Source organism: Candidatus Magnetaquiglobus chichijimensis (assembly GCF_045865675.1).
Classification (GTDB): domain Bacteria; phylum Pseudomonadota; class Magnetococcia; order Magnetococcales; family Magnetaquicoccaceae; genus Magnetaquiglobus; species Magnetaquiglobus chichijimensis.
In genome coordinates this window covers 81,361-100,050 of the sequence record NZ_BAAFGK010000001.1, presented here as the reverse complement: position 1 = coordinate 100,050, position 18,690 = coordinate 81,361, and the positions used below count along the sequence as shown (strand labels likewise).

Here is an 18,690-nt window from a genome sequence, read left to right as displayed (position 1 = left end):
CCGGCAGTTGCGAACGCTCACCTGATGCAACCACGTGAGCCATCTGGCGCATCGAAAGAAAGTCCTGCCGCAAAATTAGTTAGCTTATATTGTTTTACAATTCACCCCATGAACCATATGGTCGATCATGCAATCATTCGTAACTGCCAGATCCAGGTTGATTGATCGGTGCCTGGCAATCCGAACCGGCAGACTTATCAGGGTTGGAAAGCCGTGCGCGTGGGTTGGTGCGTCATTCGTTTAGCGCAAGTCGGGTCGTAGTTTCCGGGAAAGACGTAACCGCAAGGCGCGCAACAGCGCATGCAGTTGGGCGACGCTTGCTGGAGGCTCGCCCGCGGGGAATTCGATGCGCACCTGCCCGTTGTGATCGCCATAAACAAGCCACTCCATGCCCCGATCATCGGCATCGGGTTGGCCCGTGCGCGCAGGCAGACCGGGAAACACCGCCGGATCCACCTGGTTCCAAATGGTCTGGGCGGTCGCGTCATCCAAGGGGATTTCCTGGCGAATATCCGGAAACATCTCCTCATCCGGCCATGGACTCCGGGCCTGATAGAGAATGATGTTCTCCTTGATCCAGATCTCTTCGTCGCAGTACACCATGCACTCACCAAGATGAATGCCGGTTCCCAATGTGGTCATCACCTGTTTCTCCCTCACCGGCAAGACACCCTCGGATTCCCGCGCCTCCACGATCGCACCGGACAACACCAGCAGCAAGAATAGCCAATAACGGCTTGGGGAAAGCACGATTGTCTGCGTGTCACAACGCATGTCTCTCCCAACGGCACCACATGCTTTCCCTGTGGGGCTCTTTTCTCAGGGGATGATGGATCGCAGCCATCAGAGCCTCGGTTGACTCCGACAGGAAGCCGCGGGTGGTGCGCAGACGGTTGTTAGCCGATGACGTGGAATATCTGCGCTCTGAAAGGGTTCCGCAAACGGTTTGACCTCCAGGATCACGCCCATCCCGAGAGTATCCTTCCCCAGGACCGGTCTGTCAAACCACGGAGGGAAGAGCTTAACCCAGCGACCTTTCCGGTTCATGCCGCCAAAAAGGTTAGCATGCCCCTTGGTCAACCAGAAGGTTGAAATAAGGCATGGCAACGCGGTTTGACCCGAATGGCGCATGGGCTGCTTGCTTGCCGCGGCTGAAACCCGCGCCCATGAATGAACCGAGGAATGCCTTTTATGGGCATTCCTCGGTAACGACAGCACCGCACGACACCGGGTGCGGGTCTATAAGGCAAATCCCGTCACGACAGATGGTCGTCCAGAATTTTCAGCACATTGCTCATGCCCATGTCATCCTCGGAGCCACCACCATCTTTGTCGGCGGATGAGGCGTCCAGACCGACAGCTTTCTGAATGTGCTTTCTGACCTCCTGCAGAACTGGCGCCACGAGGTCACGGGGGGAGACCACCACGGTCGCCAGGCGCGCCAGGGTTTCCAATGAGCCGAGCAGATAGGTGATTCCATTGAGAATCTCCGTGCCTCGCTCCGGTTGACTGGCGCGCAGGATTTCGCCATTGCGCACATTCACCAAATCCCGCAACAAGGTATTGGCCAGAATCAAACCCGAGGCAATCCCTGTATAGCTCCGCGGGAACTCTGTGGCAATCTGCTTGAGTTGATCGAAGGTGCTCTGCGACAGACCGGTATCCCCCAGGGAAAACGCCAACCCGACATCGTGATTCATGGTATATTTTTCGAGTTGCTGTTGCCCTTCCGTCACCGCGGGCTTGATGGTCAGATCAATCGGCGCACTGTGCACCATGAGGCCGTTGCCCAAATCCATCTCTGCCCGAATGGTATGGTGCCCCACGGTATTGAAAGTCAGTCCGTGGGGACCGTAGTGCAACTGAATCTGTCCCTTGATCTCCGCACCGGGCTGGAGCGTGACAAAGCGGCGATCGGCGCAGATTACCGTCACATCGCGCACCTGAATATCCTGCTGGCTCGGTGTGGTCACATGTAACTTGAGATCGCCTTCGGCCAGGTTGAGGGAGGGTGGCACCTCCTGTGGCTGGTTACTGATGTTCTTCAAGGTGACGGTCACCATCACCATCTCGCCGCGCACCAGCTGCTTGGGTATGCCCTCCAGACGCAACTCCAGATCGGTGGAGAGGTCACCACTGCTGATGCCCGCCACGTCCGCGGGTTCGGCAATGCCGGGATGGGCAACCCCGTGTCCCCAGCCGAACTCTTTCCAACCCGGTTTCACCTGGGGATCGGGAGAGTGGATGAGGGATGCGAGGTTATGGCGATCAAAGCCCATGGTTGCGTTGCAGGGATAGGGATTGACCACGGTGGCAAAGCCCAGGACATCCTGTGTTTGGTTCATGATGGTAGTACCCACGGGAACCCCGTGCACATCATGCTTGGGATGATAAAGATTGAAGGCATGGCCTGCCTCATGGATCATGGTCCGCAGAAAGGAGTGCTTGGACATACCAAGTTTTTTCCCTCGGCAACTTGGATGAATCCGGGTGATATTTGCCATCATCGCATCAGAAAAACCGGCGGCCCCTTGGCGATGGGGTGGTCTTCCCGTATCGAACATGAGGCCTAAGCCACCACCATCGGAGGATGACCCCACCAGCAACCACAACCGCCACTGGTCTTGAGCCGTGGGAGGCGCCTGATAGGTGGCCATCATGGTATGCAAATCGGGAACGGAGAGGCTGGCTTTTTCGGGGATATTGGTCTGGTCAACTGTGGCCAGAAAATCCATTCCCGACTCACGGTAGCTTTCGGTGAAGGTGAATTGTTTCAAACCATCGCAACTGCTGGCCACATCCGGCCATTGGCGATTGACCATGACATCCACTTCCACAAAACACCCCCGGAAATACGGCGAGGTTTTGATGGCCGTGACATCATACCAAAAATTATCGAAATTTATTCTTCCTTGCCACACCAGGGTTGGTTTGGGAGCGCCCGGCGGCGTGCTCAAGGCGATGCCGCAGGTCAGAACAAGGGTTCCGTTATCTTTCAGTCCGTATTGTTGCTGTTTCGCGTTCCAGATATGGCGTTCGAAACGCACAAACAGATCATTCCTTTTCATTTCAGCACTTGAGCTGCGGAAATACCAGCGATATTGGGACTGCGGGAAGGACGGATACCAGTTCGTCTCGATCTTGACGGCACTGGAGGGGATCAACTCTTCCATGCTCTGTGTTGCCAGGCGACTTTTGACATAAATATCACCAGAAACCCGGATGTGCCCATTATCGACCTCAATCCGCATCGGACCACGGATATCCTCATTGCCCTTTCCGGTCGGCGAAATTCTCAACAGCCAACTGCCATTGAGCAACTTGTCACCACTCGAAGGTCTGCCAGCCCCCAACCCACCTGTCCGTTCTAGATAGGTGCTCCTGCTTATACGGGGAGGGGGCATGTCATCCGCAACGCTCACTCGGCCAGATGGTTTGTCGCCATTCTGATCTTGCATAACCTTTTTCTCCATCGATCTAAAAAGTTATACGAATGGACCGGACTGTCCGCCGGATCGCGGATACCGGACACGTGATGCGTCCCCCCGCAAAAAGCCTTGCATGGTGGAGAGTCTCCTGCTCAACCATGAAAGTTCACGTAAGCATCTGCTGCGTGAGCATCTGTCCAAGGGATTTTTTGCGGGGGTCGTTTCGTACTTATCTGATCTTTTGGCTCTTGCAGGTATAGAAGTAGCCGCAGAAATTGGTGTACGATCCGCGATTACAGGTTTCCGGATTCATGATGATCTTGCCACTGTTGTCCGTATTGCGTACCGCGGTGGATCCAGGTTTGTGACTCCAGAAACCCTGGCTGTTTTTGCGGTACCAGTGAAAATCCTTGAAAACCGGACCCGGTGCCACCACCAGGGCCACCAGATATCGCGGGATCTCAGTGTTCGGGAAGCAGTTGTAGCGCTTGTGCAAACCATCGCACATGGCGGCATTGGCGACATCCGTGCAGGTAGTGGCCGTGTACTGACGGCCGCAACCGCGTCCCGGTTGAGCGAACGTATCGGTGCGTTTGTTGCTCGCATAGTTGTAGCAATTGTTTCTGGACAAAATTGTGGGATTGTTGTTCCAGAAACCGGGATTGTAGCTTTCAAGTTCGATGGTACAAGAAACGAGCCCCCGGGATTCCCGAACCGAAACATCCTGACTTTCCGCGGACGGGGTATCGCCGAGTTCATCCGTGAGGCTCACACGTCCGCCTTCTCCCCGGGAGGCAATGGCCAGTTGGCGCAGGCCGATTTCCATTTGCTCGGACACATCCAGGCTGTCTCTGTGTTTGGACAACCAGATTTCCATGGCGCGAAACAGACGATCGGTCACATCGCTGGCCAAATCGGCGCCCGTCGCTTCAAGCGAAGGAACAAAGATGCTGGAACCGAACCCGTAATCATTCGCCAGGCCATCATGCATGAGTTCCACTTGAAAACCACGAAATCCCAGTTGGGTATTGTCGCTGATTTTGTCGGACAACTCCGCACGATTGTCGGCCATCGCCTTGAGCAAAGCCCGCACTTCATTCTCGTCGTCCACCAGGCAGGTGGGATTTTCGCGCCCGGAATAGACATCCATCGTCAATTTCAGCATGATGATTCTCCTTCTTAACCTAGCAAGAATTTGGGTGAATGGGGTACAAGCAATAATGCTAAGTTATTCCGTGTTGTCTATAATCTAAAGTATTTCAATCATCCTGATACAAGAGTTGCGATTGTGTGCTTTTATACTTCACGAAAACAATACATTATACTATATTTTCTTTGTTGATCCGTATGATAATATTAATTTCATAACATCTCTCAGTTCAATTTATTTGATAATATATTTAAAAGCGAACTGAGATACATACTCATTCTGTGATATAGCTTGCTCTCTCCTCTCTGTTACCATAAATTAACAAATGTAAAACAAAATAATATTAGAAATATAATAATTCTTTCCAAAAACAAAAGATGAATATTTAATCTCTATCCCAAACATGGAAAATCATTGATGCTCAAAAAAGTGTTATACAACCCAAACAAAAAGTCAATTAACTTATTTAGTTATAATTAAAATAACCAGAAGATAGTTTTTAGCGGATGGATCACTCTTGAAAAGGTTACCATTTTTCAATTGCAAAATTTACCTCAGGAATATTAACTTCAGAGCTTTTGGCTGTGCGGCATCCACCATGGATCAGGATCTCTGCAACCAAACCTCCCAGCACCGGATGGCATCATCTTGGTGGGGCGACAACGCTTATTGGACAGGTTCATCATTCTGTTAGGGCGACAACGCTTATTGGACAGGTTCGTCATCCAGTTGGGGCGACAACGCTTATTGGACAGGTTCGTCATCCAGTTGGGGCGTCATTCCCGCGAATGGGTTCTCATGGGGTATGGTCCGCCCCTCTTCAAAAACGGCATCTGTGTGTCACGGCATCTGGTTAGCGGTCAGATATTGATCCTGCCGGGTGCTCAACTCATGCATGTGGTCGCGGAACTCCTGCTCCAGTCGCGCGATCCGTTCGTGATCCTCGCGCAATGGGGAGAGGAATCTGCACTCTGCCTCGCACAATCTAAGAAACTACACTCGAAATACATTTTGATGGGGCATAAAAAAAGGGGGGAATGGCTTCACTGAGAGCGGAATTCCTGCCATCAGAGGGGATAAAACCAGCCTGATGAAGACAGGATGAGGCCAGCCGACGGATTTTTTTGCCCCGTAGTGGCACTCAGCAACAGGTTCTATAACAGAACACAAAGAACGACACCTTAAAGGAATCTGCCGAAGAGGTATGGATTAAAAATATTTATCATAATTTGGTTGGAGGTTCAATATTTTTTTATTCGTATTGTTAAAAGCCATGATTTGGAAACAAAGGGGGATACAGGGACATCGATGATCAAACAGAAACTGTTGCCCCACCACACCAGCAGGATCTGTCCATCGAACCCTCGCGTGGTGACGATGCCCTGAAATTCATTGCCCGTGATCCGCGCATGCAGTTGACGTTGGCTGCAGCCTTTTTTGTTCGGGCTGACCTGATTGTTCTCAGTCTGTTTCTCTCCATGTGGCACATCTCGATTGCCGATCTGGTCGGGGTGAGTCGCGTCTATGCCACCGCCCATGCGGAATTATGGATCGGTCTGGTGGGGATGGTGAATCGAGGTCTTGAACGGCGTTGGAACAGGATGGACGGGAATGGTGGGTCGGTGGTCACCATTGGCTCCTCATCGTTGATGGTTCACACGTCAAACCCTCTGAGGCTGGTATCCCATACAAAGAGATTCTGTTCACCCTCTGGAACCGCCAGGCTCTTCACCTTGGCCGTTGATAGTTTCGCTTCCATGTTTGCCTCACCTTTCCCTTCAAGAAGCTTATGTGTATCATAGGCCGCTATTGTGCAACTTAGAGTTGCGGATCGCAAAACCTTGTAAGGCTCTTGTAAGGCAAAGAGAGGGATTGGGGGGGGAATCATGGGGGACGATTCGACCCAAAACCCTCGCCTTGGGTCAAGGCATCGCATCCCGGATCGATCACCCGTTCCCCAGCCTGCCGCCCTGGCCGCGTATCATGACGGATCTCAAACAACACCTCAAAACCCATCCGCTCACCGCGCCGCTCTATCGTCGGCTCTACTATCTGTATTACAAATCCCAGGATCTCACCTGGTCCCGCCTGCGCCGCGCCCTCCGTCCCTCCCTGTGGATCAAACGGCTGCGCAACCGCAAACAATCCCTGGATTACCGCTACGGCATCGATACCTCGGGCCGCATCGGCATGTTGGATCTCGAGATCGACTCCCCCAACCGCTACAAGGGGGTCGAGTATCAAGGCACCCACGAAACCCTCTTCAACGCGGTGATGGCGCTGCCCGCCATCCCCAAGGAGCACACCGTCTTCATCGATCTGGGCGCCGGCAAGGGACGCGCCCTGCTTCTGGCCTCCTTCCACCCCTTCGCGCGCATCCTCGGCGTGGAGTTCGCCAAACAGCTCTGCGACATCGCGGCGGATAACTTCCGCAAATTCCGCGACCCGGCGCAACGCTGCTCCGATCTGGCCATCGTCCATCTGGATGTCACCGAGTACCACCTGCCGGATGAGCCGCTGCTGGTCTACATGTCCAATCCCTTCAACCGCGAGGTGATGCAGTCGGTCGTGCTCCGCATCGAGGAGCGCATCCAGCGCTCCCCCGCGCCGGTCACCATCGTCTATGGCAATCCCCGCCAGGTCGAGGTGCTCAACGCCTCCCCATGGCTTCTCGAGGTCTCCCGGACCGCCCTCGACGGCGCCTCGGACCCGCGCGTTCCTCAGATGTTCACGGTGCATCGGGGGCGTCGTCCGGGCGCATGAGCCCCCTCCTCCATCTGGCCGGCGCGATCCTTCTGGCCAACCTGCCCCGCGCCCATCCCCGTCCCTACAAGTTGACCTTCTCGGTCACCAACCGCTGCAACGCCCGCTGCCGCCTTTGCAACATCTGGCAAAAGTCCGAACCCGCCCATCCCCTCGCCGCCGCCGAGATCGACCGGTTCCTCACCCGCCATCCCCACTGGTCCTGGATCGATCTGACCGGCGGAGAGCCCCTGCTCAGGCCGGACCTGCCGGAGCTGGTCGCCATCATCCTGCGCCGCGTCCCCCGGCTCTATCACCTGCATCTGCCCACCAACGCCGTCTCCCCCGCCCTGACCATCCAGCGCATCGGCCAGATCCTGGCCCTGGATCCGCCGCGCCTGACCATCACGCTGAGCCTCGACGGTCCGCCCGACCAACATGACGCCCTGCGCGGCGTGCCGGGCAACTGGGAAGGGGTGATGGCGGTCTTCGAACATTTCCGCGCCCATCCGGATCCGCGTCTGCAACTCTTTTTCGGCTTCACCCTCTCGGATCACACCGCCGGCACGCTCCACGAGACCATGCGCCAGGTCCAGACCCGGTTTCCCGGCGTCACCGCCCGCCACTGGCACTTGAACCTCGCCCACCATTCGGCCCACTATTACGACAACGCCGCCGCCCGACTCTTCACGCCGGAACGGGCCACCGCCCGCCAGGACGAAATCACCGCCTTGCTCAACGCCAAGAGATCCCGACGCTTCATCGATCCGGTCGCCTTTCTGGAGTGCCTTTACCTGAGCCGCGCCGGCGCGTTCCTGCGTGGCCAAACCCACCCCATGCCCTGTCGCGCCCTGGACACCTCGCTTTTCCTGGCCGCAGACGGCACCCTTTACCCGTGCAGCATCTGGGATCGTCCCCTCGGGAATCTGCGTGATCACGACGGCAACCTCGCCGCGCTCCTGGCCAGCGCGCCGACCCGCGCCATCCGCGCCGAAATCCGCGCTGCCCGCTGTCCGGGCTGCTGGACCCCGTGCGACGCCTACCCGACCATCCTGAACAACCTCCTGCCCGATCTCTCCGGCACCGCGTGACCATGACTCCCCGCCCCTTCACCATCGTCATCCCGACCCGCAACGAGGCCGAAACCATCGTCGAGATGGTGCGCTGCTGTCTCAAGTACGCCCCCGAGGTGCTGGTGGTTGACTCGCTCTCCACGGACGGCACTCCGCAACTGGCCGAACATGCCGGCGCGCGGGTGCTCTCCGTGCCGCTGTTGGGCAAGGGCAACGCCATCCGCGCCGCGATCCCGGCGCTTGCCACCGAGTGGGTCCTGTTCATCGACGCCGACGGCTCCCATGACGTGGCCGACATCCCGAAACTGATCGCCCCGCTCCAGGCGGGTGTGGCCGACCATGTGCAGGCCTCCCGTCTCATGGGCGGCTCGAGCGAACTGCACGGGTCGTTTCAGGAGTTCTGGCGCCTGGCCGGCAGCGCCTTCATCACCGCCTGCATCAACTGGCGGTGCGGAGCCCGCATCAGCGACAGCCAGAACGGCTTTCGCGCCCTGCGGGTGGATGTGTTGAAAGCGTTGGATCTGCGCGAGGCGATCACCACCATCGAACAGGAGATGGTGATCAAAACCTTGAGGAGGGGCTTCCGGCTTGTCGAGGTGCCCAGTCACGAGCATGCGCGGATCTTCGGGGAGTCGAAGATCCGGCTCTCCAGGGTATGGTTCCGCTATGGTTATGCTTTGATGCGCTATTTGTTCGGGTAGGGTATCCCGATTCACAGCACAAATTTAAGTTTTCTTCCCCCGGTGACCGCAAACCCCTGCCGCTCGTAGAAGGCCAACGAACGGTCGAAGGCCGGCAACGGCGGGGTGGTCACCTCCAGCCGACCCCATCCCCGTTCCCGTCCGAAAATCCGCGCCCGTTCGATCAGTTCCGCCCCGACCCCGTGCGAACGGGCGGCGGGGACGACATACAGCTCGGTGATCGTGGCGAACAACCCTTCCGCATACAAGGCATAACTCTCGCACACCGTCACCACCCCGAGCGGCTCCCCGTCCGGAGCGCGGGCGATCCAGATGAAAAGACGCTCGCACGCGACAGCCTCCACCACCCGCGCCTCGGTCCCCTCCCGATCGAACCAGAAAGCCCGCTCGCCGTAATGACGCATAATCTCATCCAGCAACTCACCCACCAGCCCGGCCACCGCCGGTGCATCCGCGTCCGTCGCCCGCCCGATCGCCCATCCTTTCGTCATCTTCCCCGGTCTCCTTCACCTGGCGAGGCGTGGTTCGTCCAGCCTCAATAGATCCCGCGCGCATTCAGAAACGCGCTGTACTGACGATCCGCGCTCAGGATATGGCGAATCATCCAACCCGTGAAGAATCCATTGAAATCGATCCCGCGCGGATCCTCATGTTCCAGAATGTGGGCACGATACTCCATGACCTGCTGCTCCAGATGACGGTGATACGCCTTGTGCCGCTCCAGTTCCGGATAATCATAGCGATCCATCAACCTCTCTTCGGCAACGAAGTGATACTCCGTGTATTTCACCAGGGAGTCGAGGGCCTGTTCCAGGGATTGACGCGCCTCCCCGGCGCGCAGAAGGCCGATGATGGCGTTGGCGATCTCGAACAATCGTTTGTGATGGATGTCCATCTCCAGAATCTGAATTTCGAAGGCCGCGTTCCAGTGGAACAAGGTTTTGTCGTTGCTGGCGTGAACCATGCGCGCGGCGCGCTCGTGATACCCCTCGAAAAGCTTCCAGCGCACGATCGGAATGTCCCGCAACCGCGCGGCGGGAATCGCGAAGAGCGCGGTCTCCTCCAGGGTCCGGAAACGAAACAGGCACGGCAGGCCGAACACCGCCATCTCCTCGCCGAAGTGGTCGCGCGCTTCCAGAATCTCCACCTGTTCACCCCCCAGGCTGCGTTCCACGCGACCCGAGACGATCAGATTCAGGGCGGTCATCTCCTGACAGGGGATCGCATACCCCGCCGGCAGACGGCGCGCCTGCAACCCCTCGGCCACCCGGCTCAACACCGGATCGGGAACGCCCTCGGCAAACAGCGCGCTCGCCTGCAAAAAGGCGCGCATCTCGGCGTTCCTGGCGATGTGGGCGGTGAAGTCGTTGCGCCGCACCAGCTCCAGATACAGAAAAACAGGAATCTCCAACGCCTGGGCGAAACAGGCGGTGCTGTAGGTATAGCGCGCCGCCTTCTCCTCCAGGGCGGGCACCTCGCCGATCATCGTGCCGCTGTAAAGACGGCCCAGATAGTTCTGGCTGGTGCGGATCTTCTCCACCGCGCCGGTCAGGATCAGATAGAGGCTCTTCGGACTCTCCCCCTCCTTGAGCAGGATCATGCCGGGCTTGAAGTGGACGATCGGATTGTTGAGCAAAATGCGCAACTGATGAATCGGAATGTCCGGCAACGCCGACTGGAGAAAGGCAAAGGCGCTGCGCCGCGCGAAATCCGATTGACCGGCGATCAGAACATCCATCATGCCGTGCGGGGCGTTCGAACCGATCTCCCGCTCCTCGGGGGTCAACTCACGGGCCAGATGGGCCAACAGGATCCGCTCCGAGGGGTCGTGCTTGAAGTCCTTGGCCACGCCGTGGATCATGCCACCGCCGATGTCGAGCTTCTTCAAGGTGGCTGGCGTGAGATACTCGGCGCGAATCCGCTCGAAATAGGCCCGATCGATCCCCGGACGGCTTGGATCGTCGGTGATCATCCTCTCCAACACCTCCAGGGCCACGATGTCCGCGAAGTGGGCATAGCTGCGATACCCATCCTGCCACAAGGAGCGAAAGATGAAAATCGTGGTCTCGAGCGGATGGGGCGAGTTGATCGGACGCACCTCCAACCCCTCGATATCGTTCCAGGTCTCCGGCTCCAGGTCGTGGATCTCGAAAAACTCCCCGAACCGCTCCTCCTCGATGGAGAGCAGGGCGGCCAGTTTCTTCTCCACGCTGGCGCGCACCAGCGGCGTGGCGTAATAGTGGATCTTGCGACCTGAGCGCATCAGGGTGGTGATGCCGCAGAAGTGATCGTCATGGGCGTGGGTGTGGAAGATCCCCTCGATCTCGTCGATGCCGATCCCCAGGGCCAGCAGATTGGCGAACAGATTGGGGCCGGCATCGATCAGGTAGATCTTGCCGTGGAACATCAGGATGCTCGACATGCTCGGACGGTTCACATCCCAGCCATCCCCCTCGCCGGAGTGGACCACCGCGAAATATTCACGCGGCAGCGCCTGGAACCCCAACGGATAGGCCGATTCGTAGCGTTCGCCGGGGGCGAGGTTGAGATCCACCGTCACCCTCTCCCCCGCATACGCGAACTCGTAGACATTGCGCGCCTGTCGGCGGATGATCACCCCTTCACGGATCTCCACCTCCCCATCCCCGACCACGCAGGTGTCGAGCAGGGCATCGGTGGAGCGGATCGCACCAAAGGCAAAACGCAATTTCAGGCGCATCATTTCGTGGGCCGTGGCCGGATCGACCCCGGTAGCCTCGATCTCCTCTTTCGAAACCAGGCCGTAGTTGCCACGGTAGATGTACTGCAACTGGGCGTTGACCTGCTCGGCCAGGCCGATGAGCAACGGTTTGAGCCCGGTGTTGTTGGGATGATTGGGAATGATGAGACCTTGCTTGTAGAGCATCTGCAACACCGGGAACTCGCCCAGGTTGGCCAACTCTCCATTCTGGAGCATGTTATCCGAAAGCAGGATGGCATTGGGTCCGGTTTCGCACGGAACCCCCTTCTTCTCCGTGGAGATGATCAGCCCGCGCTTCATCAGGTGTTTCACGCTGTCCATCGGGCAGCCGCACAAGATCCGCAATCCGGCGCCGGGAATCTCCACCCAGTGAATACCCTTGGCAACAGCGATTTTGATGATTTCCACGCACAAAACTCCTGGTGATCGTGATGGTCAAACCCTTGGATCGCTTCCCGCCGCCCGATGAGTCCCCCTTTCGACGGTCTGAGCCGCATCCCGTGTTAACAATCATCAGGTAACCAGCAACTTCTTACAAGTCATTTTTCAAAAAAATTCACAAGGCCAAAAAAAACGGCGGAAGCCAGGCTCCCACCGTTCGTTTTGGTTTGATTGCGCGTGAAAATTACATAATGGGGGAAGGAACGCCTCACCCCCCGACCAGGGACCGCCCTTGCGGGTATTCCTTGATCGAACTTACTTGCACTTGTTGAAGTCCGGACGATCCCCGGCGCAGAAGTTGGCACCCTTGGGGTCTGCGGCACCCGCATCGCTGAAACCGCCGACCAGGGCCTCACCCTTGAAGTTGGCCTTGATGACCTTGGACTTGGTGATGTCGGTGCGATCGTTCGGGCAGGCTTTCTTGGCCGCCTCGACACAAGCCTCCTTGGTCGCCGCGGCGTTGTCCTTGTCGCAGGCCTGTTTGCCGTCGCACTTGGCATAGGAGGTGGCCTCCTGTCCGGCGCAGGCGGTGCGGTGATAGCTGATCACGCAATCCGCGGCCATAGCGCTGCCGGCCATGCCGAAAACGAGCAGAAACAGAGGCAGGGAAAGGGTTTTTTTCATGAGAGGACTCCTGTCGGGAAGGTTGCGTCAATACGGGAGCCCCTTATTCTAGTGATCGATCCGTCCGTCGCAAGCCATGTTTTTGCTGTTTTTTTTAAATTAATCAGATCTTAACCGGATCTTGATGTTTCGTTCGTCAACGCAGGCACACCGGGGGGCGATGCGAAAGGGAACAAGGCTGGTAAAGGTCAAAGCAGCGGTACGCACACACTCCGCCCATCAAAAAAGCCACCTTCGGTGAGGATCACCAACGGTGGCTCGTTCAAGGCAGGCGCGACCGGTGTCGTTCGCCAAGGATGCGACCTGTGTCGGCGGCTCGTTCAAGGCAAGCGCAATCCGTGTCGGCGGCTCGTTCAAGGCAAGCGCAATCCGTGTCGGCGGCTCGTTCAAGGCAAGCGCGCCCGGTATCGTTCGCCAAAGGCGCGAACGATACCGGGCTGGAAGGCTGGCGCGGGCCTTTTTTCGCTGCGCGAAAAAAGGCTTTTGTAAAGTCGCGCCTGAAAGACAAAAGCAAAGGCTGGCGCGGGCCTTTTTTCGCTGCGCGAAAAAAGGCTTTTGTAAAGTCGCGCCTGAAAGACAAAAGCAAAAAAAGAGTCAAAAGATAAAGTCAAAAGAAAAGTCCCGGAGGCTCTGCCTCCGAACCTCCGCCGGGGGCGATGATCGCCCCCGGTCCCCCGCGATGACGAAGGCCGGAACGAACCCGGCCACAGCAAAGTCCCGGAGGCTCTGCCTCCGAACCTCCGCCGGGGGCGATGATCGCCCCCGGACCCCCGCGTTGACGGGGGTCCGGAGTCCATCCACTTCTTCAGAAATCCTTCATGGTCAGCTTGACGCGACCCTGACGGTCGATGTCCAACACCTTGACCTTGACCACATCACCTTCCTTCAACACGTCCGAAACCTTGGCCACGCGCTGGTTGGAGATCTGCGAAATGTGCACCAGACCATCCTTGTTCGGCAGAATGTTGACGAAAGCGCCGAAATCGGTGATCCGCACCACCTTGCCCTCGTAAATCGCATCCTTCTCCACGTCCGATACGATGCCGCGAATGATCCGCTCGGCGGCCTTGGCGCTCTCGCCATTGGCCGAGGAGATCGAAATCGTGCCGTCATCGCTGATGTCGATCTGACAGCCGGTCTCCTCGGTGATGCCACGAATCACCTTGCCGCCCGAACCGATCACATCGCGAATCTTGTCCGGATGGATCTTCATGGTGAAGATGCGCGGCGCATGGGGCGAGAGTTCAACACGCGGCGCATCGATGCGCTTCTGCATCTCGCCCAGAATGTGCAAACGACCCTCGCGAGCCTGACGCAACGCCACCGCCATGATCTCACGGGTGATGCCGGTGATCTTGATGTCCATCTGCAACGCCGTGATTCCCTGAGCGTTGCCGGTCACCTTGAAATCCATGTCGCCGAAATGGTCCTCATCACCAAGAATGTCGGAAAGAATGGCAAACCGCTCCCCATCCTTCACCAGACCCATGGCGATGCCCGCCACCATCGACTTCACCGGCACGCCGGCATCCAGCATGGCCAGCACCGAACCGCACACCGTGGCCATGGACGAAGAACCGTTGGACTCGGTGATCTCGGAGGTGACCCGCAGGGTGTAAGGGAAAGCCTCCAGCTCGGGCAGGATGGCAGCCAACGCACGGGCGGCCAGCTTGCCGTGTCCGATCTCACGCCGTCCCGGCGCACCCAGACGACCGGTCTCGCCGACGCAGTAGGGAGGGAAGGTGTAGTTGAGATAGAACCGCTCGCGGCTCTCGCCATGCAGACTCTCGACGATCTGCTCGTCACGCTTGGAGCCGAGGGTCACGGTGGCCAGGGCCTGGGTCTCGCCACGGGTGAAGAGGGCTGAACCATGCACGCGCGGCAACACACCCACCTGACAATCGATCGGACGGATCTGGGTGAGCGTGCGCCCGTCGATGCGGGTGCCGCCCGACAGGATCCGCTCGCGGATCACCTCGGACTCCAGATGCTTGCAGACCATCTTCACCTCGGCGGCGCGCGCCTTGTCGCCCTCGCCCAGAGCCTCGGCGGCCTCCACCTTCAGCGCGGCCACGCTCTTCTGACGCTCCATCTTGTCCGCGATCTCGTACACCGCGCGCATCCGATCGCCAAAACCGGAACGCAAGGCCGCAAGCAGGCCATCCTCGTTCTTGTCGATCGGAGGGAGTTCCATGCGCGGCTTGCCGCACGCGGCAGCCAACTCGCGGATCAGACCGAGAACCGGCTGATACCCCTCGAAACCGAACATCACCGCGCCAAGCATCTCATCCTCGGTGAGAAAATTGGCCTCGGACTCCACCATGGTCACCGCGTCGCCAGTACCGGCCACCACCAGATCCAGGGTCGATTCGGCCATCTGTTCGGTGGTGGGGTTGAGCACGTATTGACCGTTCACATAGGCCACCCGCGCGCCACCCATCGGTCCCTCGAAGGGGAAGCCGGAGATCGCCAGGGCCGCCGAAGCGCCGATCATGGCCGGAATGTCGGCGCTGTTCACGCCGTCGAACGACAGCACCGTGGCCACCACCTGGGTGTCCAGAGTGAAGTTCTTGGGGAACAGGGGACGCAGCGGACGATCGATCAGGCGCGAGGTCAGGGTTTCGCGATCCGAAGGGCGGGTCTCGCGCTTGATGAAACCGCCGGGAATGCGACCCGCAGCCCAGTGTTTCTCCTGATAGTGGACCCCAAGCGGGAGGAAATCGATACCAGGACGCGGCTCCTTCTCGGCGGTCACGGCCACCAGAACCATGGTCTCGCCGTAGGTGACCAGCACCGCGCCATCGGCCTGACGGGCGATGCGACCGGTCTCCAGGGTGATCACCTCCGGGCCGAATTGTACGCTTTTCTTGAAAATATTGAACATGATTGATTGGTTATCCATCGGTAGGGGTGAAATCCACCGGACGCGGGAACGCGTCCGGTGGTATGGGTGGCGAGGCAACCGGCCAGAGGCGCCCGGATTCTCTTTGGGAGCGCGCGCGCCGGAGCCACGCGATTGACCGGGGCGCGCCTCGCGGGCATCCCTCGGCAAGGGGGTGATGGGGATGTTCCCCCCCTCATGCTGCCGTGGAACGCCCGCCAGGGAGGTCCACGACGGAGGGTAAGAGGGGTCTTCCCCCCATCATGAAAGCTACTTGCGCAGATTCAACCGTTTGATCAACGTCAGATAGCGCTCGTTGCTCTGCCCCTTCACATAGGTCAGCAGACGACGACGCAACCCCACCATTTTCAACAAACCCCGCCGGGAGTGGTGATCCTTGATGTTGCCGCGCAGATGCTCGGTCAGATTGTTGATCCGCTCGGTCAGCAGGGCGACCTGCACTTCCGGCGAACCGGTATCCCCCTCCTTGGTGGCATACTCCAAGATCAGGGCCTGCTTGCGTTCCTGGGTGATCGACATCGGTGAACTCCTTCCTTGATGTGAAATGAAAAAAAATGGCTGGTGGCTCTCATGTCAGGTTGAACAACCGTTTGGGCGTGCACGATCGCCGGCCCGAGGGATCGCTCCCCGAACCCAGCGTGCCGATGGCACCGAAGTGTCCCTCGGGCGAAAGCAGGCGAACCGTTCCCGGTTCCACCCCATCCGCGTCGATCCACGCCGCCTGACCGCTCAAGACACGGCTCCAGGCCTCCAACCGCAATCGCAACGCCGGGATGTCGTCCAGCGCCCGATCCACGGGTAACAGCACCTCATTCAAACGTCCCTCGGCGACCGTCCTGGTCAGCTCATCGAGCGTCAGGCAATCGGAGAGATCAAAACCCAGCGTCCGGGTACGCAGCAATCGTTCCAGGTGGGCCAGACAGCCCCACTCCCGACCCAGATCCCGGGCCAGGGCGCGCATGTAGGTTCCCTTGCCGCAGCGCACGTCCAGGATGATCAAACCATCCCCGGCGTACTCCACCAGCTCCACCGCGTGAAACACCACCCGGCGTGCCGGAAGTTCCACCGTTTCGCCGCGTCGCGCCCGATCGTAGGCCCGTTCCCCATCCACATGGATGGCCGAATAGGCCGGCGGGATCTGATCCATCTCCCCCTGGTAGCGGGCAATGGTTTCGAGGACCGTCGCCCGATCCGGAAAGTTGGTGTTTCCGGGGATGAACTGGCCGGTCGGATCCCCGGTATCGGTTTCGGACCCCAACCGCACCCAGCAGCGGTAGGCCTTGTCGCCATCGAGCACCGAGGCCAGGGTTTTGGTCGCCTCGCCGAGAGCAATGGGCAGAACCCCTTCCGAAAAGGGGTCCAACGTCCCCCCATGTCCGGCCCGCCCCGCCCGGATGATGCGTTTAACCCGCTCCACCACCCGCGTGGAGGCCATGCCCACCTCCTTGTGGATCGCCACCCAGCCGTGTGGGCCGGCACTCCTTGAACGCTTTCCCTGCCCCATCGATCATGCCTCCGCCTGGGTGTCTCCCTCGCCCGGCTTTTCCTCTGGAATATGAATACTTTTCAGCAACCGTTCCATCGCGTCGGCGCGGTTGAGCGACTGATCCGGCTGGAAACGCAGCTCGGGCGCCAGTCGCAAACCCAGGGCCTTGGCCACCCGTGCGCGCATGAACCCCGAGGCCCGCTGCAACGCGGACATCACCTCGCCGACCTCCTGTCCCATCACCGTGAAGTAGACCACCGCATAGTGCAGATCGCGGCTCAGCTCCACATCGGTGATCGAGATCATGCTCAGCGCCAGACCCGGATCATGCACCTCGCCCCGTTGCAGCATGGCGGCCAGCTCCTTGCGGATCTGTCCCCGCACCCGATCCACCCGCACACTCACGTCACGATCTCCAGTCGATAATCGATCATCACCGTTTCGCCATCCTCTTCGATGAAGTTGGCCACCTTCTGCAAGCGACTCTGCACCGCCGCCGTTTCGTTGCCCACCGCGGCAAACCCCAACCCGGCCCCATCCCAGCGGTCCAGTTCGTCCACCTCGGCGCAGGCCACCTCGAAGCGGTGGCGGATACGCTCCAGCAGGCTCTTGACAATGCCGCGTTTCTCTTTCAGGGAGCGCACGCCGGGCAACTCCAGCCGCACTTCGAGAACGCCGACCCGCATCATGGGCAGGCTCCGTGAAAGGGATGCGTCCACCCCTCGCCGGTCCCAAGCAAAAACCACGGACTCAACATGCGGAACGCATCACCTTCCCAACCCCGGCGGGGGTGTCTGCGTCAGGGGGGCACTCAGGGGGAGTGACGGGCTGACCGGCGCCAACGCGGGTTGCGAAAACTTCATCACCGCGAACATGGCGCCGATGATCAGGGCGGTCTGGGCCGCGAACATCCCAGCCGTCCATCGGATGGTTTCGGACTTGGCGACCTCGATGTCCCGTTGCAATCCAACGCGCGTGGCCTCGATGTCCCGTTGCAGATCGGCTCGCGTGGTCTCGATCCTGGCATCCAGCTCTTTGATGTCGCGTTTCAGATCGGCTTGAACGGTCTCGATCCTGGCATCCAGCTCCTTGATGTCGCGTTTCAGATCGGCTTGAACGGTCTCGATCCTGGCATCCAGCTCCTTGATGTCGCGTTTCAGATCGGCTTGAACGGTCTCGATCCCGGCATCCAGGGACTTGATATCCCGCTGCAACTCCAGCACATGCGTGTCCATCTGAAAGATGTCCGCCTTGGTGGAAAGCTGATAGCTGAGAATATCGGTCAGCAGTGCCACCTGGGTTTCCGCCTGCTCCTCGGTGAAGCCGGTGGCAACCATCTGCTTGACAAATTTGTGGGTATCAAAAGTGGCGACAAGACCGGACATGGCGACGTACTCCCCACA

At 58.8% G+C, this 18,690-nt stretch carries 17 protein-coding genes; 4 read left to right on the top strand and 13 right to left on the bottom strand.

The genetic code is table 11. From position 1 onward, the window contains the following. Positions 1-240: 240 nt before the first annotated feature. The 4 genes from ACOY6C_RS00425 to ACOY6C_RS00410 all read right to left on the bottom strand — a co-directional run bounded on the left by ACOY6C_RS00425 (position 241) and on the right by ACOY6C_RS00410 (position 6,116). On the bottom strand, positions 241-750 hold the full coding sequence (locus ACOY6C_RS00425; protein ID WP_420903500.1) for a hypothetical protein: 510 nt from the start codon (positions 748-750) through the stop codon (positions 241-243). Between the two features lie 506 nt (positions 751-1,256). Then, complete coding sequence (locus ACOY6C_RS00420; protein ID WP_420903499.1) at positions 1,257-3,320, bottom strand: hypothetical protein; 2,064 nt, start codon at positions 3,318-3,320, stop codon at positions 1,257-1,259. A gap of 337 nt (positions 3,321-3,657) precedes the next feature. Continuing rightward, positions 3,658-4,593, bottom strand: coding sequence for a hypothetical protein (locus ACOY6C_RS00415; RefSeq protein WP_420903498.1), 936 nt, complete (start codon positions 4,591-4,593; stop codon positions 3,658-3,660). Positions 4,594-5,819: 1,226 nt separating this feature from the next. Then, positions 5,820-6,116: a hypothetical protein gene (locus tag ACOY6C_RS00410; RefSeq protein WP_420903497.1), complete on the bottom strand. Its 297-nt coding sequence runs from the start codon at positions 6,114-6,116 to the stop codon at positions 5,820-5,822. Positions 6,117-6,561: 445 nt separating this feature from the next. On the opposite strand from ACOY6C_RS00410, the gene ACOY6C_RS00405 reads away from it, so the two are divergent. From ACOY6C_RS00405 to ACOY6C_RS00395, 3 genes are read left to right on the top strand one after another with little or no spacing between them, the layout of a single operon-like run. Further along, complete coding sequence (locus ACOY6C_RS00405) at positions 6,562-7,341, top strand: hypothetical protein (protein ID WP_420903496.1); 780 nt, start codon at positions 6,562-6,564, stop codon at positions 7,339-7,341. After that, on the top strand, positions 7,338-8,411 hold the full coding sequence (locus tag ACOY6C_RS00400) for a radical SAM protein (protein WP_420903495.1): 1,074 nt from the start codon (positions 7,338-7,340) through the stop codon (positions 8,409-8,411). The genes ACOY6C_RS00405 and ACOY6C_RS00400 overlap by 4 nt, the downstream gene beginning before the upstream one ends. A gap of 2 nt (positions 8,412-8,413) precedes the next feature. After that, entirely contained in the window at positions 8,414-9,094 is a 681-nt protein-coding gene (locus tag ACOY6C_RS00395; protein ID WP_420903809.1) for a glycosyltransferase family 2 protein, read from the top strand. 11 nt (positions 9,095-9,105) lie between these two features. On the opposite strand, the gene ACOY6C_RS00390 is transcribed toward ACOY6C_RS00395, so the two are convergent. The 3 genes from ACOY6C_RS00390 to ACOY6C_RS00380 all read right to left on the bottom strand — a co-directional run bounded on the left by ACOY6C_RS00390 (position 9,106) and on the right by ACOY6C_RS00380 (position 12,899). Further along, positions 9,106-9,585 (bottom strand): GNAT family N-acetyltransferase, encoded by a 480-nt coding sequence (locus ACOY6C_RS00390; protein WP_420903494.1) that lies wholly within the window; start codon positions 9,583-9,585, stop codon positions 9,106-9,108. Between the two features lie 44 nt (positions 9,586-9,629). Next, positions 9,630-12,242: a bacteriohemerythrin gene (locus ACOY6C_RS00385; protein ID WP_420903493.1), complete on the bottom strand. Its 2,613-nt coding sequence runs from the start codon at positions 12,240-12,242 to the stop codon at positions 9,630-9,632. 288 nt (positions 12,243-12,530) lie between these two features. After that, positions 12,531-12,899: a hypothetical protein gene (locus ACOY6C_RS00380; RefSeq protein WP_420903492.1), complete on the bottom strand. Its 369-nt coding sequence runs from the start codon at positions 12,897-12,899 to the stop codon at positions 12,531-12,533. A 305-nt stretch (positions 12,900-13,204) separates the two neighbouring features. Between ACOY6C_RS00380 and ACOY6C_RS00375 the strand changes: the two genes are divergently transcribed. Then, positions 13,205-13,504 (top strand): hypothetical protein, encoded by a 300-nt coding sequence (locus tag ACOY6C_RS00375; RefSeq protein ID WP_420903491.1) that lies wholly within the window; start codon positions 13,205-13,207, stop codon positions 13,502-13,504. Positions 13,505-13,704: 200 nt separating this feature from the next. Here the strand turns inward: ACOY6C_RS00375 and pnp are convergent, their stop codons facing one another. The 6 genes from pnp to ACOY6C_RS00345 form a co-directional block, all read right to left on the bottom strand. Continuing rightward, positions 13,705-15,783 (bottom strand): polyribonucleotide nucleotidyltransferase, encoded by a 2,079-nt coding sequence (gene pnp / locus ACOY6C_RS00370; protein WP_420903490.1) that lies wholly within the window; start codon positions 15,781-15,783, stop codon positions 13,705-13,707. A 267-nt stretch (positions 15,784-16,050) separates the two neighbouring features. Then, complete coding sequence (rpsO, locus tag ACOY6C_RS00365; protein ID WP_420903489.1) at positions 16,051-16,320, bottom strand: 30S ribosomal protein S15; 270 nt, start codon at positions 16,318-16,320, stop codon at positions 16,051-16,053. 49 nt (positions 16,321-16,369) lie between these two features. Further along, positions 16,370-17,305 carry a tRNA pseudouridine(55) synthase TruB gene (truB, locus tag ACOY6C_RS00360; protein WP_420903488.1) on the bottom strand — a complete coding sequence of 312 codons (936 nt, stop codon included), beginning with the start codon at positions 17,303-17,305 and terminating at the stop codon, positions 16,370-16,372. 3 nt (positions 17,306-17,308) lie between these two features. Beyond that, on the bottom strand, positions 17,309-17,692 hold the full coding sequence (rbfA, locus tag ACOY6C_RS00355) for a 30S ribosome-binding factor RbfA (RefSeq protein WP_420903487.1): 384 nt from the start codon (positions 17,690-17,692) through the stop codon (positions 17,309-17,311). Beyond that, entirely contained in the window at positions 17,689-17,976 is a 288-nt protein-coding gene (locus tag ACOY6C_RS00350; RefSeq protein WP_420903486.1) for a DUF503 domain-containing protein, read from the bottom strand. The genes rbfA and ACOY6C_RS00350 overlap by 4 nt, the downstream gene beginning before the upstream one ends. 78 nt (positions 17,977-18,054) lie before the next feature. Continuing rightward, on the bottom strand, positions 18,055-18,672 hold the full coding sequence (locus tag ACOY6C_RS00345; RefSeq protein ID WP_420903485.1) for a coiled-coil domain-containing protein: 618 nt from the start codon (positions 18,670-18,672) through the stop codon (positions 18,055-18,057). Between the last annotated feature and the right edge of the window lie 18 nt (positions 18,673-18,690).

Coding starts and splice junctions, on each gene's coding strand:
- ACOY6C_RS00415 (WP_420903498.1), bottom strand. CDS start 4,593: ATGCTGAAATTGACGATGGATGTCTATTCCGGGCGCGAAAATCCCACC.
- ACOY6C_RS00410 (WP_420903497.1), bottom strand. CDS start 6,116: ATGGGCGGTGGCATAGACGCGACTCACCCCGACCAGATCGGCAATCGA.
- ACOY6C_RS00405 (WP_420903496.1), top strand. CDS start 6,562: ATGACGGATCTCAAACAACACCTCAAAACCCATCCGCTCACCGCGCCG.
- ACOY6C_RS00400 (WP_420903495.1), top strand. CDS start 7,338: ATGAGCCCCCTCCTCCATCTGGCCGGCGCGATCCTTCTGGCCAACCTG.
- ACOY6C_RS00395 (WP_420903809.1), top strand. CDS start 8,414: ATGACTCCCCGCCCCTTCACCATCGTCATCCCGACCCGCAACGAGGCC.
- ACOY6C_RS00390 (WP_420903494.1), bottom strand. CDS start 9,585: ATGACGAAAGGATGGGCGATCGGGCGGGCGACGGACGCGGATGCACCG.
- ACOY6C_RS00380 (WP_420903492.1), bottom strand. CDS start 12,899: ATGAAAAAAACCCTTTCCCTGCCTCTGTTTCTGCTCGTTTTCGGCATG.
- pnp (WP_420903490.1), bottom strand. CDS start 15,783: ATGTTCAATATTTTCAAGAAAAGCGTACAATTCGGCCCGGAGGTGATC.
- rpsO (WP_420903489.1), bottom strand. CDS start 16,320: ATGTCGATCACCCAGGAACGCAAGCAGGCCCTGATCTTGGAGTATGCC.
- truB (WP_420903488.1), bottom strand. CDS start 17,305: ATGGGGCAGGGAAAGCGTTCAAGGAGTGCCGGCCCACACGGCTGGGTG.
- ACOY6C_RS00350 (WP_420903486.1), bottom strand. CDS start 17,976: ATGATGCGGGTCGGCGTTCTCGAAGTGCGGCTGGAGTTGCCCGGCGTG.
- ACOY6C_RS00345 (WP_420903485.1), bottom strand. CDS start 18,672: ATGTCCGGTCTTGTCGCCACTTTTGATACCCACAAATTTGTCAAGCAG.